This is a genomic window from Nonomuraea bangladeshensis (assembly GCF_039529455.1).
GTDB lineage: Bacteria > Actinomycetota > Actinomycetes > Streptosporangiales > Streptosporangiaceae > Nonomuraea > Nonomuraea bangladeshensis.
The window spans coordinates 508,068-522,579 of record NZ_BAAAMV010000007.1; the positions used below are offsets into that span (position 1 = coordinate 508,068).

The window sequence follows — 14,512 nt, forward strand, 5'->3', positions numbered from 1 at the left end:
TGTCGTGCGTCAGCCGAATGCGCACAACCTGTTGAACTCCGTGACGTCCGTATTGATATCCGCGATCACCTGGTTGGGGTCGCCGCCGGTCATGCCGGTCAGGCGGAAGCCCAGCTCCTGGAACTCTGAGGCCAGTCGTCTGATCTTCGCCCCTACCGCTCCCTCCGCGTCGAGGGCCGCGCCCATCAGGTCGCGGTACGTCTGCTGAGCCGCGGCCGCCTGGCCGCTGCTGCTGGTTCCGGCGTCCCTGCGGTAGGCGGTCAGGGCCGCCGCCGCCTCGTCGCAGCCGGCGGACCGGACCTCCGGCAGCGGTGTAGGGCGCGTGCGGGTCGGCGGTGGGGACGTGCTGGGCTCAGGCGGTGGTGAGGGCTGGGTCGTGCCCCGATCCGGTGAGGATGGGGGCGGGGACGGACTGGAGACCACTGTGCTGGGCGGGGCAGGAGTGGGCGGCATCAGGTAGGCGAAGAGCGCGACCACGGCCGCGATCGAACCTGCCAGAGCGCTCACCGCCGTCCAGTTCAGGCCCGAGCCTGCTCCCCCGCCGCCCGCCCGTGCTGATCCGCTTCCGGTCATGTTCCGATGGTGGCCGAGCCGCCGAACTCGGTCCAGGAGGACTCCTGCAGATGTTCTTGATCTGCAGACAGCACCGGCGGCCGCCACTGTCCACCGTGACGGCTGCGGCCGTCCGGGCTCTGACCCGCTCCTGACCAGAAGGCACGGCCAGGCAGGTGCCGGAGCGACTCCGGCCGGGCACGCTTGGAGCGTGCGGTTATGGCGCGTTCGCCGGTCGGCGGGCCGGACTCGAGGGATCCTGCTGGTGGTCGCCGTGGGCCTGCTGGGGCTGGGGGTGGCCGGGTTTCTCGCCGATGTCGTGGGGCTGCCTCATGATGTGCTGGCGTTGCTGGATCAGCGTGCCAGCGTGATCAGCATGGTCGTCGGGCTCATCGGCCTGGTCGTTCAGGTTCGCCCGACCGTCCGCGCGCCGGAGCCGCCCCTGCGGGTGGTGGAACTGCCCCGGCCGCCCGCCCGGCACTTCCTCGGCCGCGACCACGCCCTGCGGCAGCTCACGGCTGCCCTGCGAAGCGAGGCGGGAGTGATCAGTCTGGCGATCTGCGGCCTCGGCGGCATCGGCAAGAGTGAGCTCGCTCTGCAGTACGCCCACGCGCACCGTGACGACTACGAGCTGATCTGGTGGATCCCCGCGGAGAACGCCACCCAGATCAGAACCGCGCTGGCCCAGCTGGGACGTGCCTTGGCCGCAGCCGTGACCTACCGCGGCCAGGACGGGCCGGCCTCGGTCGCGCCGCTGGCGGAGCAGGACGCGCTCGCGTACGCGTTGGCCTGGCTCGCCGGGCGCCGAGGATGGCTGCTGGTATTCGACAACGTCGAGGACCCGCACGAACTGGACCCCTATCTGGGGCGGCTGGAACGGGGACAGGTGCTGATCACTTCCCGGCGGTCGACCGGATGGGACGCGATCAGCGGCCGGATTCTGCTGCCCGAACTGTCCCCGCAGGAGGCCGTGGCGCTGCTCGCCGACCTGATCGGCTCACCGGTCGCAGAGCCGACGAGTCTGGAGCGCCTGGCCGACGAGCTGGGATTCCTGCCGTTGGCGCTGGTGCAGGCCGGCGGCTACATCGCCGAGACTCCCGGCATGACGGTGGCCCGCTACCGGCGTCTGCTGGCCGCGGCGCCCGGCCGGATGCACGCCGCCTCGCCTCCGGGGCAGAGCGAGACCGATCGACATGTGATCGCCCGCGTGTGGCAGGTCACGCGGCACGCCCTGGCGGACCGCGACCTACTGACCGTCGAACTGCTGCGCCTGCTGGCCTGCTACGCCCCTGCCGCACTGCCCATGAACGCGCTCGGCACCTCGGTGGACGTGGCCGAGTCCGTCGCCCTGCTCGCCTCGTACAGCATGCTCACTCTCACCCGGCCGGAACGGGGCCGCCCCGGCGACGCGCCCGAGCAACCCCTGGTCGGCATGCATCGCCTGGTCCACGCCGTCATCCGGGCCGAACTCACTGACGAGCACCGCCACACGCTGCGAGAACGAGCCGCCCGGCTTCTCGAAGCCGCCCTGCCGGCCGACCCGGAGGACATACGCTCCTGGCCGCTGTACGCCCGATTCCTGCCCCATGCCCGCACCGTTCTGGCCCCCGGCTCGGCCGGAATGCTCCAGGCGATCCGGTACCTGGCCGCCAGCGGCGACCCGCGTACCGCACACGCCTGGCAACGCGACCGGCACACCGCCCTGCACGCCGCCCTCGGCCCCGAACATCCCGACACCCTCGCCGCCCGGCACGACCTCGCCCACTATCGGGGCGAAGCAGGCGATGCCGGAGCGGCGCGCGACGAGTTCGCCGCGCTCCTGCCCCTCCAGGAACACATCCTCGGCCCGGATCATCCCCGCGTGCTCGCCACCTGGCATGCCCTCGCCCTGTGGACGGGAAAGGCAGGCGATCCCGCGGCTGCCCGTGACGGAGCTGCGGCGCTCCTGCCGATCCGCGAACGCGTACTGGGAGCCGAACACCCCGACACCCTCGGCACCCGGCACGACCTCGCGTACTGGACCGGCCAGGCAGACGACCTGGAAGCGGCGCGCGACCAGCTCCTGGCGCTGCTGCCCATCAGCGAGCGCGTCCTCGGACCCGAGCACCCGCAGACGCTCGGAAGCAGGCACGTGCTCGCTGTCCTGCTCGGCAGGCTGGGAGACCCGCCGGCGGCCCGCGACCGGTTCGCCGCCCTGCTCCGGATCCGTGAGCGGGTGCAGGGACCCGACCATCCCGTCACGTTGAACGCACGACACGAGTTGGCCCGCTGGACGGGCGAGGCAGGAGACGCGGCGTCGGCGCGCGACCGGTTCGCCACGCTGCTGCCGGTCCGACAGCGGGTCCAGGGGCCCGACCACCCCGACACCCTCGTCGCCTCCGAAGCGCTGGCGTATTGGGAGCGGCAGGCCGGCCCCGGTGCTTCCGCGCTGACGGACCGGATTCCCTTCCGACGGCGACACAGACGGGAGGACGAGTGATCGTGCCGGGATTCAGCGCACGCCCTCCCCGGGACTGGAACCCGGCCGAGCGGCGGTTATGGCGGGCCTTCCAGGAGGGACAGGAGCTGGATCTCCGCACCGGCGTCCCGGACGAGGACGATCCCGCGACCGGTCCTGCCTGGACCGCCGCAAGGCGGATACGGGCGCAGGTCATCGCGGCCCTGCTGCTGAACGGGCCCGCGTCGGCCTCGGGACGAGTGCGTTCGCTGCGGCTCACCGGCGCCCGTGTCACCGGCAGGCTCGACCTGCGCGGCGCGGTCATCGACTGCGGCCTGGACCTGGTCGGATGCTTCTTGGACAGCGAGCTCGACCTCACGCTGGCGTCGGCGGAGAGCGTGTACCTGAACGGATGCCGACTACCGGAGCTGTCGGCCGAAGTGCTGCGCGCGCGGACGTTCATGATGCGCGACGCCCATGTCGAAGGTGACGTGCGCATCCAGGGCAGCCGCATCGACCTGGACATCGACCTGGATCGGACCCGGGTCGGCGGTCTGCTCAACGCCAACCTGGTGATCGTCGGAGGTGACTTCAACGGCCGCAACTGGCACCGGCACGAAGAACGGCCGGGCGCCGGGCTCGTCGTCGGAGGTTCGCTCAACTTCGCGGGTGCCCAGGTGAACGGGATCGATCTGTTCGCCGCGCAAGCCGGTGAGGGCGTCTGGCTGCAACGGGCCACCGTCGGCTACCTGTGCGCCGCCTCCTCCCAGGTGAACGGCCGGATCAGCCTGCAAGGCAGCACCGTCACCGGCGAACTCGACCTGGCAGGAGCGCTGGTCCGGGCCGGATCTCCGGACGAGGTGATGATCGACCTGTCCGATGCCCAGGTGGGCAAGGCCGTCCTCACCCCCGCACCGCACAGCGTGGGCGTGGTGTCGCTGCGCAACGCCACATTCGGGACGTTGCAGGACCTGTCGCAGGACGCGCCGAGAACGGAGCTCGACGGCGCCGTCTACGAACGGCTGCAACCGCTGCCCCCGCATTCGGCCCGCCGACGGCTGGCCTGGCTGCGACGCGGCAGCGACAACTACACGCCGCAACCGTACGAGCAGCTCGCCTCCGCCTACCGCGCCTGCGGCCTGAACCGGGAAGCCGGCCAGGTGATGCGCGAGAAGCTCCGACGAGCCGCAGCTGGACAAGGCCTCGTCCAGCGGGTGTGGGGCCGGGTCCAGGATCTCGTCCTCGGGTACGGCTACCAGCCGTGGCGTGCGGCCGTCGGCGTCACCGTCCTGCTCACACTCGGCACGCTGTACTTCTCCACCGCCCAGTGCCACGCCGCCCCGGCCGGGACCAAAGGACTCTGCCCGATCAAATCCGACGAACATCCCGCGTGGGATCCCTTCCTGTACACACTCGACCTGCTCATCCCGCTGGTGAGCCTGGGCCACGACACCGCCTGGGACCCTGTCGGCATGGCAAAAGCGGTCGCCCTGGCGCTCACGGTCGCGGGCTGGGTGCTCGCCACCACGATCGCCGCCGCAGCAGCACGCACGATCAACCGCTCGTAGAGGCGTCGAACGGGCCCAGAGAAATCACCAGGTTCGGACCCGAGGCCAGGGCGTCGCCCACCGAGGTCCAGGAGGGGCTCAGCCGGCGATGGCGGCGCGGCGGAACAGGTCTGCGGGCATTTCCTCGTCGAGTCGCCACGTGATGCCCATCGGCCGCTCGCCGCGGTGCTCCACGTAGTGGGCCTTGCCGTGGAAGACGTACGCCTCGGGGTGGCCGAGGTCGTTCTTCTTGCGCTCGCGGGTGAACAGCAGCACGTGGCTGCCCTCGGCCGCGTGGTTCTGGTAGCGGCGGCCCGTGGCCGAGGCGGCGCTGGTCCGGTTCTGGGATTCCCAGTGGAACAGGCGCGAGGTCAGGGCGTAGTCGTGGTACATCGTCTGCGGTGAGAACTCCTTCTCGTTCTTGCGCAGGGTGACCAGCAGGGCGTCGCACCGGGTCGCCGGGCTCCAGGCGACGCCTTCGCGCGCGTTCGAGGGCACCTGGCCGTTCAGCGAGGCCCAGCCGATCGCGGTGAGCACCTCCTCGGAGGAGTAGGAGGCGTTGACCGCCAGCGGCACGCCGTCGAGCTCCACCGGCTTGGCCACGTACCGCGGCCGGTCGACGCCGTAGGCGAGCACCTGCCTGAGCTCGTCGCACAGCGCCGGCTCGCCGCGCAGGCGGTCCAGCGCCTCGTCGTAGGAGGCGAATCCGCCCCCGTCACGCCAGAACGAGAAGAACAGCATCCGGGCGAAGGTCTGGTCGGACGGCGACAGCGACGCGTAGCGCGGGCCGTCAGGCTGCAGCAGACGGGCGTAGGCGTCGCCGCGGGTCCGGTCGTCCACGTGGAGCAACGCGCGGACGCGGCGTCCCAGCTGCTCTTCCAGCGGGGAGCCAGGCCCGGGCAGCAGGCCGGTACGGCGCAGCAGCGAGGTCCAGCTGCGATCGTTGCGGTAAAGGTCGCTGATGTCGCGTCCGCTCTCCTCCAGATAGCTGATCAGCGACAGCTCCCCGACGGAGCGGATCTCCTGCGACAGCGTGTTGACCGTCACCCCGAGCTGGACCTTGAGATCGGCCAGCAGCCGCTCCTTGGTCACCCGGTCCAGCACGATCTGGCTGCCCGACGGCAGCAGCGGGAAGTCGTCCTTGACCTGCGTGTCCAGCCGGCCCCTGGAGAACCCGGTCAGCGCCTGGAACCGGTTGGCGAACCGGTACTCCTTGCGGTGCTGCCCGACGAAGTCGAGCACGGTCAGCACGTCCTTGTCCGGCGTACGGCGGAGCCCGCGCCCGAGCTGCTGCAGGAAGATCGTGGCGCTCTCGGTGGGCCGCAGCATGAGCAGGGTGTCGACGTCGGGCACGTCCAGGCCCTCGTTGAACAGGTCCACCGCGAACAGGAACCTGATCTTCCCGTCCGCTAGCGCCCGGAGCGCGGCCTTGCGGGTGCCGTCCTCCGTCGAGCCGTCCACCGCCTGCGAGGGCAGCCCGTGGCGGGTGAAGAAGTCGGCCATGTAGTGCGCGTGCCGTACCGAGACGCAGAAGCCCAGCCCGCGCATGGTCTCCAGGTTGCCGACCTTGTCGCGTACCGCGTTGAACACCAGCCGGGCGCGGGCGTCGTCGCCGGTGAAGACGTTGTCGAGAGCGGCGGCGTCGTAGGAGCCGCGCGTCCATTTCACCCCGGACAGGTCGGTGCCGTCGTTGATGCCGAAATAGTGGAACGGGCACAGCAGATCGGCGTCCAGCGCGTCCCACAACCGCAGCTCGGAGGCGATCCGCCGGTCGAAGAACGCGTCCTGCACCCAAGTGCCGTCCGACCGCTCCGGCGTCGCGGTCAGGCCGAGCAGTTCCTTGGGACTGAGGTGATCGATGATCTGCCGGTACGTCGGCGCCGCGGCGTGGTGGAACTCGTCGATCACCACGACGTCGAAGTGCTCGGGGTCGAACTCCGTGATCCGCCGGGTGAGCGACTGCACGCTCGCGAACACGTGTCGCCAGTGCCGCGACTTCTCCTCCCCCACGTGCAGCTCGCCGAAGTCCGGGGCCGCGAGCACCTGCCGGTACGTGCGCATCGCCTGGGCCAGGATCTCCCGCCGATGCGCCACGAACAGCAACGACGGCCGCCGGCCCAGCCGCTGCTGCAGGTTGCGGTAGTCGAAGGCGGCCACGACGGTCTTGCCGGTGCCGGTCGCGGCGACCAGCAGGTTGCGGTGCCGGTCGTGGACGGTGCGCTCGCGGTCGAGGTCGGCCAGCATCTCGCGCTGGTGGTCGAAGGGATGCGGCACCAGCTCGGGGATGTCGAACAGCTGCTTGCCCACCTGTGAGCGGGCCAGCGCCTCGTCCAGGCGGTCGGCGTCGGTCGCGGGGTCGTACGGCTCGAACTGGGAGCGGTTCCAGTAGGAGTCGAACGTCGCCTCGAACTTGTCCAGCAGCCGCGCGGTGGTCACCGACGACAGTCGAACGTTCCACTCCAGCCCGTCCAGCAGGGCCGCGCGGGACAGGTTGGAGCTGCCGACGTAGGCGGTGTCGAAGCCGGTACGGCGGCGCAGCAGCCAGGCCTTGGCGTGCAGCCGGGTGGAGTTGCGCTCGTAACTGATCTTCACCTCGGCGCCGAAGTCATTGACGAGACGGTCGAGCGCTCGCCGTTCCGTCGCGCCCATGTACGTCGTCGTGATCACCCGCAGCGGCACGTTCCGGCGCCGCAGCTCGGCCAGCGGCTTCTCCAGGATGCGCAGTCCCGACCACTTCACGAACGCGCACAGCAGGTCCACCCGGTCGGCGCTCTCCAGCTCGGCCGCCAGTTCGTGCGCCAGGTTCGGGTCCTCGCGGGCGTTGGTCAGCAGGGCGGCCTCCGCCAGCGAGGTCAGAGGGCGACGCGGAGCGGCTTGTCCGGGAACGTCCTTGACGATCGACAGGAGCTGGTTCGGCCCCTCCGCGACCGTCTCCGGCTCGGCGAGCTGCGCCAGCAGCCGGTTGGCCAGGGCCACCTGCTGGTCGGGGCGCCCCTTCAGCTCGGCGAAGGCCCTCGCCGCCGTCTCGCCGACGAAGCGGGCGAGCAGATGGGGGACCTCCTCGGCGTCGATCTTGGACACCTCGACCAGATGACTGGTTCGCCGCCAGGTGTCGATCTTGGCTTCGAGCGTGCCGCTGAGCAGGGAGTCGTAGAGACCCGGGATCGGAGCGTCGGTCATGTCAGGCCCTCGGAGACATAGAAGATCACATGTCTAGCCGATGCCCGGCGAGGGCGGCAAGGGGTCTTGGGGCGGCGGGAAAATGGTTTGCCTCGGGTGGCGGGCTCGGGGAAATGTGGTGTTCATGAGGCTCTGACGGACAACACCCCCCTTTTTTCGAGATGCCGCGGCGCGTACTCGGCGCCGTGATGCCGCATGCCCATCCCCTTGTTCAGCGAAGCGAGAAGAGCGTCTTTGTCTCAGCACCCCTCCCCCAAGGCCACGGTCGCCGTGTTCGCCTCCCCCACGAGCTGGATCGAGTCCGATGCCGTCGCGCAGTGCCATCAGGTGGCCGCGCTCGACGGGATGAGGCACGTCGCCGGCATGCCCGACCTGCACCCCGGCAAGGGCGCGCCCATCGGGGCGGCCATGCTGTCGGCCGTCCTCTATCCGTTCCTGGTGGGGTCCGACATCGGTTGCGGGATCGCGGTGTTCCCCATCAAGCTCAGGCGCGTCGTGCCCGAGAAGCTGGCCGCGCGGTTCCCCGATCTCGATCGGGAGCCGGATGCCGACGATCCCGCCTGGGATGTGGCGAAGGGTGACATTCCGGCCGGTCACGTGGAAGGGCTCGGGACGGTCGGCCGGGGCAACCACTTCGCAGAGCTGGCGCGGATCGGGACGGTTTTCGAGCCGGAGCACGCGAACCGGCTCGGGCTCGACGCCGGTGATCTGGTGCTCGTCGTCCACAGCGGCTCCCGGGGGCTGGGCGAGCGGATTCTGCGGGCGCACACCGAGGTGCACGGCGCGGGGCCCGCGCCTGATCCCGGCTCCTACCTGGCGCTGCATGACGACGCCGTACGGTGGGGGGCGCTCAACCGGCGGCTGCTGGCCGCGCGCGTGGCCCACGCCCTGGGGGCCGAGCCCACCGAGCCGATCGTCGACCAGTGCCACAACCTGGTCGAGGTCCGCGACGGGCTCTATCTGCACCGCAAGGGGGCGGCGCCGGGTGACGGGCGTGACGTGCTCATCGCCGGTACGCGCGGCACCCCGTCCTACCTCGTCGCCGGGCACGCCGGGGCGGACGCCGGGCATTCCGTGGCCCATGGCGCGGGCCGCAAGATGTCGCGGGCGGACGCCCTGCGCCGGGGGCGGGCCAAGCACACGGTCGAGGAGCTGCGGCGTACGCCGGTGGGGTCGGTGGTGGTGTGCGGGGACCGGCAGTTGTTGTTCGAGGAGGCGCCGACGGCGTACAAGCGGATCGAGCAGGTGATCGCCGATCTCGTCGCCCACGGTCTGGCCACGCCGGTGGCCACCACGGTCCCGCTGGTGACGTACAAGACGGCCGAGGTCGGCAAGGGGCGGCGGGGGCGTTCGTGAGCGTGCATCTGCTGCTGTCGGCCGGGCGTGGCCCGCAGGAGTGCGCGTGGGCGCTGGCCCGGCTGCTGCGTCGGCTGGAGGTGGACGCCAAGCGGCACGGCCTGGAGACCCACCGGGCCGACACCGTTCCCGGGGAGCGGGCCGGCACCTATCGGTCGGTTCTCGTCCGGATCTCCGGGGCGGGCGTCGAGGAGTTCGCCGCCTCGTGGACCGGGACGTTGTGCTGGCAGGCCCCCAGCCCGTACCGGCCCGGCGCCGGGCGCAAGAACTGGTACGTCACCGCCCAGCCGTGCCAGGTCGACGCCCCGCGTACGGCGTTCAGTGAGGCGGACGTCGACATCGTCGCCTGTCGTACCGGCGGTCCCGGTGGCCAGCATCGGAACAAGGCCAGCACGGCGGTGCGGGCGACCCACCGGCCCACCGGGATCGTCGTCGTGGTCGACACCGAGCGGCAGTTCGGCCTCAACCGGCGCATCGCCCTGCGGCTGCTGCGGGAGCGGATCGAGCAGGGTGACGAGGCGGCAGAGCGCGCCGTCACCGCCGCCCGCCGGCGCGTCCACGACGAGCTCGTCCGCGGCGACCCCGTACGCGTCGAACGCCCCGAGGGCGCTTAACGTTGCGGGCCGTCCCAGGACCAGCGGGGGATGCGTAAACCCTCCGGCACGTCGGCGGCGGACTCCGGATAGCGGGCCATGGTCGTGGTGGTGGCCCAGGCGAAGTAGTCGTGGAGCACCTGACGGAGCGGCTCGCCCTCGGCCAGCCCCACGTCGTCGAGAGCCCGGTCGAAGCAGGCGATCGCGCGGCGGTCCATCTCCTCGTGCTCGCCGTTGCCGCTGTGGAGGCGCACGACGGACGTCTCGTCGCCGTACTGGCCGGAGTAGACGGCCGGGCCGCCGAGCGCCTCGGCCCAGTAGGCGGCCAGCCGCTCGCTGTGCCGGGGGTGGAAGCCATGGCTGAAGGCATGGCCGACCACCTCGTCCGCCATCACCCGGACATGCCACGCTTCGGCGAGACGGAGCAGGCCCTCGTCGCCGCCCGCGGCGGCGTACACGGTCTCCATGACCCGAGGATGCCAGGACCCACCGACAATTCACGGCCCCGCGTCGAGAGTCAGGCGCGGGCCGGTGGGCGGAAGACCTGGCGGCTGTGCCAGGTGATGTGGTCCTGTTCGAGCGTGTCGAGGCCGGCCTGGGGCTCGCGGGCGGGGCGGCCCGCCAGGGAGAGGACCAGGTCGCGGGAGGACTGCGAGCGGCCGGCGTACCTGGCCGAGACGGTGATTGTGTGCTCCGCGGTCAGGCCGAGGACGCCCTTGTCGAACAGTTTGTGGTGGATCGCGCACAGGCACAGGCCGTTCGCGACGTCGTCGGGGCCGTCGAAGGCCCACCAGCGTACGTGCGCCGCGTCCAGGCCGACCACCATGCCGTCCAGCCAGCCCTCGTAGGAGCAGAAGGCGCAGCGGTACTCGTACGCCATGAGCACCCGGTCACGGAAGGCGGGGTCGCGGCGTACGGCGGGTCTCGCGGCCGGAGCGGTGGCGGTTTCGAGGTCCAGGCCGGTCAGCAGGCACAGGTCCTGGTGCAGGGACGGGGCGAAGTTGGCGTCCAGGAGGTGGCGGGCGATCCGCCCCAGCAGGCCGGGCTCCTCCGTCAGGGCGCGGGCCAGGTCGGGGTGGAGGCGGCCGGCGGCCTCGCTGTCGCGCAGGCGGCGCAGCTCGGGGCCCGGGCTGCCGGGACCGTGACGGGTGTCGACCAGCCAGAGGCCGTCGGTCGTCAGGTGGTGGAACGGGTAGCCGGGGCTGGTGTCGCGGGGCGGGCCGTACTCCTTGAGCAGTTGTTTGAGCTCGGCCTCGGCGGCGCTGAACGGGATGGGCCGGTTGCCGTCACGCTGGAAGCGGCCGAGGGCGTAGAGCAGGAGGAGCGGCTTGTGCGAGGCTCGCTCGCCGCCCCTGGTCCAGCGCTTGATCCCGGCGATCCGCTCGATCCAGTCCACGGTGGGCCAGTGTAGAGCGATTCCCCCATCACAGCGTGGTGCGGAGCGTCCGGAGTGCTCGTTCGCACACCGCATGCCAGGTGTCCTTGCCTCGATCACGGACCCGCACGCTGGCGACCACTTCTTCGTCACATGTGCGTCCGTGCCACGAGCACTTGCCCTGGACCGCCAGTGGCCCTCCCGCGTGGTAGCGGGGGTCGAAGTCGTGCACCTCCACCAGCCGGGACTTCATGGCGGTCGCAGGCCGGTGGCGGTGCTCATCAAGACGTGCCCGCGATTCCCGCTCCAGATCTCGGACGTCGCGGGCCGGCTTCGCGTGGGCGCGGTTGCGGACCAGGGTCAGCCGGCCTGCGGTGTTGCGGTCACGCTTCTGTGGCAGCGGACGTCCCTTGGCGCGCATGGCGGCGCGTACGTGGGTGTAGATGGTGTCCAGGTCCAGCAGGGGACCTCGCCCCTGGATGCCGTCCTGGAAGATCCGCAGCAGTTCGGCGGTGAAGGCGGTGTGCGGCTCGCCCACGGGCGCGAGGGCCTTCTGGTTCTCGGCCGTCGCGGCGAGCACGTAGGTGCCCTCGGTGCCGGCCTCGTCGATGGCGGCCGTGACGGGGTCGGACATCGTGCCCAGTGCCCGCCCGCTGTGGCAGCAGTCGAGGATGACGATCCTGCGGGTCGCGCGGCTGTCCAGCAGAGCGTCCCTGACGTGGGCATAGGAGACGGCTGTGTACGGGCGCTGCGCGTCGGATCCCTTCAGTGCCAGGTGCAGCTCTCCGCGCCGGGGATCGGTCAGCCCGTGGCCCGCGTAGTAGAAGACCAGGGTGTCGGTGGCCTCGTCGGCCGCCCGCACCACGGGATCCAGCAGGTCCGCGCCGGTCACCGGATCGGCCACGATGGTCACGTGATCGGCGGGGAGCCCCCAGACCTCCTCGGCGGTCAGGACGTCGGCGAGGGACAGGAGGTTGTCCTCCACCGACGCGAGGGCGGGGAGGAAGTCGTAATGCGCCGTCCCGATCAGCACGACCCTGGAGAGGGCGGGATCCGGGACCCTGCTCATGACCGCTTGGCTTCGAGCGCTCGGACGATCTTCTCGACCGTCTCGGGATCGCCGTCCGCCAGGACGATCTTCGTCCCGTCGTGCTCGATGGTGACGGACGGTTTCGCCGGTCGCGTGGCGCGCCAGGCGACATAGGCGAGCGCGAAGTTGAGCGCCTCGAAACCGCTGTCGACGATCAGCTCGATCACGTCCAGCGCGGCGCCCATCTCCCCGTCCTGGACGGGAGGCCCGCCCAGTCTGACGCGCGCGTGCCTGCGCACCTCCGGGTCGTCCAGCAGCCATTGGCGAAGGGACTGTAACTCCTGCTCAGAATGATCGCCGTCGAAGCGCACGCGGATGGACATCCTGACCCTCCTCTACGTCATGACCACATTACTCACCGGATCGGCGTACGAGGGCGGTTCCACCACAGGGAGAGGGACAGGGCCGTGACGACGAGGAGGGCGCCGCCGCCGGCGAAGAACGGGGCCGTGTCCACCCGCTCGCGGATCACCTGGAAGGAGCCGGGCAGCGAGTCGAGGGCGTCCTGGAGCTGGCCGGCGTTCTCGGCGCGGTGGTACGTGCCGCCGGTCGTCCTGGCGATCTCCTTGAGTGCGGGCTCGTCGATCGAGCGGATGTTGCGGCCGCCCCGGTCGAAGCCGCCCCGGCCGCCGCCCCAGCCGCCGAAGCCGCCGAAGCCGCGGCCGTCGAACTGGGAGTTCTCGCAGACCATCGGGGCCGGGGTCGTGGTGCCGAAGCCGATGGGGAAGACGCGCACCCGGCGCAGCGCCGCCTCCTCGGCCGCGGTCTCCGGGTCGACGCCCTGGGTGTTGGCGCCGTCGGTGAGCACGACGATCGCGGCGCTCGCGTAGCCCGGGTCCGGGCCGCCCCCGGCGGCGGCGTTCGCGCCCGTGGGCGGGACCGACGGGTCGACCTCGGCGATCGCGTCGATCGAGGCGAGCATGGCCTGGCCGATCGCGGTGCCGCGGGCGACGGTGAGGCCGTCCAGCGCCTCGATCAGCTCGTCGGTGTCGTCGGTGGGCGGCACGAGCAGACCGGCCGAGCCGGCGAAGGTGACCAGGCCGATCCTGGGCCCGCCCCGCTGCGACTCGATGAACTCCGCGGCGGCCTTGCGGGCGGCGGTGAGGCGGTTGGGGTCGACGTCCGTGGCGCACATGGAGCCGGAGGTGTCCAGGGCGAGCATGATCGTCGCCGACCTCATCGGCACGGCCACCGACGCCTGCGGGCGCGCGGCGCCGACCGCGAGCAGCACGAGCCCGGCCACGAACAGCGCCGGCGGGATCCGCCGGGTCCAGCGCGTACGTCCGGGCAGCGCGGCCCGTACGAGCGCGATCGAGGTGACCCGCACCGCGGCCCGCCGCCGGCGGCGCAGCGCCCACCACCGGATCGCGAAGATCAGCGGCACGACCAGGACCGACAGCAGCGCCCACGGCCACGAGAACGTCATTCAGATCACCCGCCCCGACCGGAACACGGTGAGCGCCGCTCCCCCGGTGAGCAGCGCGAGGGCGAGCCCGATCAGCCCGCCGGCGAGCGGCAGCGGCTCGTCCGAGACGGTGACCCGCAGGTCGATCGTGTCGGCGATGCCGTCGAGCCGCGCGGCGTCGGAGGCGGGGTGGTAGGCCCCGCCCGTGGTCTCCGCGATCCAGGTCAGGACGTCCTCCTCCAGCGCGGTGTGCAGGCGGTAGCCGTCCACGCTCACCGTCGCCCCGGCCGTGGTGCCGACCCCGACGGTGTGGATGTGGACGCCCGCCTTCTGGGCCGTCTCGGCGGCGCGTTCGATGTCGCCGCCCCGGTTCTGGCCGTCGGTGAACATCACGATCGTCGCCGACGGCCAGTAGCCGAGGTCGGGGATGTCGGCGTCGGGGTCGAGGGGCACCTGCTTGCCGGTGATCGCCGTGAGCGAGGCCCTGATGGCGGTCCCGAGCGCGGTGCCGCCGGTGACCTTCAGCCGGTCGACGGCCTTGAGCGCCACGGAGTGGTCGGCGTCGGGGCGGGCGGTGGTGCGCGCGCCCTGTTCGAAGGTGACCACGCCGATGTCGACGCTGTCCGGCTGGGCCTCGATGAACGCGCGGGCCGCCCGCTGCGCCGCGGCCAGCCGGTTGGGTGCGACGTCGTCGGCGCCCATGCTGCTGGAGACGTCCATGGCGAGGATGACGGTGCCCGCGGTGCGCGGGACCGGCACCATGGCCGCCGGTCCGGCGGCGGCGACCGCGAGCACGCCGACGCCGGCGATCGTCAGTCCGGTCCCGAGCGACGCCCGCCGCCCGCCGGGCATGGTGACGCCGGCCGCGGCGAGCGCCCTCGTCCTGCGGCGGCCCAGGACGACGGCCGCCCAGACCAGCGCGGCCGTGACGAGCAGCCCGGCGACCAGCAGAAGGGGGGAGGAGAGCGTCATGATTC

General features: G+C 71.6%; 12 protein-coding genes. 4 read left to right on the forward strand and 8 right to left on the reverse strand.

Going from position 1 to position 14,512, the window contains the following annotated elements; translation table 11 throughout:
- Positions 1–9: 9 nt before the first annotated feature.
- Positions 10–573 (reverse strand): hypothetical protein, encoded by a 564-nt coding sequence (locus tag ABD292_RS25285; protein ID WP_344211323.1) that lies wholly within the window; start codon positions 571–573, stop codon positions 10–12.
- Between the two features lie 244 nt (positions 574–817).
- Between ABD292_RS25285 and ABD292_RS25290 the strand changes: the two genes are divergently transcribed.
- On the forward strand, positions 818–3,031 hold the full coding sequence (locus ABD292_RS25290) for a tetratricopeptide repeat protein (protein WP_344211325.1): 2,214 nt from the start codon (positions 818–820) through the stop codon (positions 3,029–3,031).
- Positions 3,032–3,033: 2 nt separating this feature from the next.
- Positions 3,034–4,557 carry a hypothetical protein gene (locus tag ABD292_RS25295; RefSeq protein ID WP_344211327.1) on the forward strand — a complete coding sequence of 508 codons (1,524 nt, stop codon included), beginning with the start codon at positions 3,034–3,036 and terminating at the stop codon, positions 4,555–4,557.
- 78 nt (positions 4,558–4,635) lie between these two features.
- Here ABD292_RS25295 and ABD292_RS25300 read toward each other — a convergent pair whose 3' ends face one another.
- On the reverse strand, positions 4,636–7,716 hold the full coding sequence (locus tag ABD292_RS25300) for a DEAD/DEAH box helicase (RefSeq protein WP_344211329.1): 3,081 nt from the start codon (positions 7,714–7,716) through the stop codon (positions 4,636–4,638).
- Positions 7,717–7,950: 234 nt separating this feature from the next.
- Between ABD292_RS25300 and ABD292_RS25305 the strand changes: the two genes are divergently transcribed.
- Together ABD292_RS25305 and prfH are read left to right on the forward strand one after the other, a co-directional pair.
- Positions 7,951–9,072, forward strand: a complete 1,122-nt coding sequence (locus ABD292_RS25305) for an RNA ligase RtcB family protein (RefSeq protein WP_344211331.1) — start codon at positions 7,951–7,953, stop codon at positions 9,070–9,072.
- On the forward strand, positions 9,069–9,686 hold the full coding sequence (gene prfH, locus ABD292_RS25310; RefSeq protein WP_344211333.1) for a peptide chain release factor H: 618 nt from the start codon (positions 9,069–9,071) through the stop codon (positions 9,684–9,686). Before ABD292_RS25305 ends, prfH begins: the two co-directional genes overlap by 4 nt.
- Here prfH and ABD292_RS25315 read toward each other — a convergent pair.
- From ABD292_RS25315 to ABD292_RS25340, 6 genes are read right to left on the reverse strand one after another with little or no spacing between them, the layout of a single operon-like run.
- Positions 9,683–10,132, reverse strand: a complete 450-nt coding sequence (locus tag ABD292_RS25315) for a group II truncated hemoglobin (RefSeq protein ID WP_344211335.1) — start codon at positions 10,130–10,132, stop codon at positions 9,683–9,685. The genes prfH and ABD292_RS25315 overlap by 4 nt on opposite strands.
- A gap of 50 nt (positions 10,133–10,182) precedes the next feature.
- Positions 10,183–11,061 carry a phosphorothioated DNA-binding restriction endonuclease gene (locus ABD292_RS25320; RefSeq protein WP_344211337.1) on the reverse strand — a complete coding sequence of 293 codons (879 nt, stop codon included), beginning with the start codon at positions 11,059–11,061 and terminating at the stop codon, positions 10,183–10,185.
- Between the two features lie 28 nt (positions 11,062–11,089).
- Complete coding sequence (locus tag ABD292_RS25325; RefSeq protein WP_344211339.1) at positions 11,090–12,109, reverse strand: caspase family protein; 1,020 nt, start codon at positions 12,107–12,109, stop codon at positions 11,090–11,092.
- On the reverse strand, positions 12,106–12,453 hold the full coding sequence (locus tag ABD292_RS25330; RefSeq protein ID WP_344211341.1) for an effector-associated constant component EACC1: 348 nt from the start codon (positions 12,451–12,453) through the stop codon (positions 12,106–12,108). Before ABD292_RS25330 ends, ABD292_RS25325 begins: the two co-directional genes overlap by 4 nt.
- A gap of 32 nt (positions 12,454–12,485) precedes the next feature.
- Positions 12,486–13,556, reverse strand: a complete 1,071-nt coding sequence (locus ABD292_RS25335; protein ID WP_344211343.1) for a VWA domain-containing protein — start codon at positions 13,554–13,556, stop codon at positions 12,486–12,488.
- Positions 13,557–14,507 carry a vWA domain-containing protein gene (locus ABD292_RS25340; protein ID WP_344211345.1) on the reverse strand — a complete coding sequence of 317 codons (951 nt, stop codon included), beginning with the start codon at positions 14,505–14,507 and terminating at the stop codon, positions 13,557–13,559. It lies immediately after the preceding gene.
- Between the last annotated feature and the right edge of the window lie 5 nt (positions 14,508–14,512).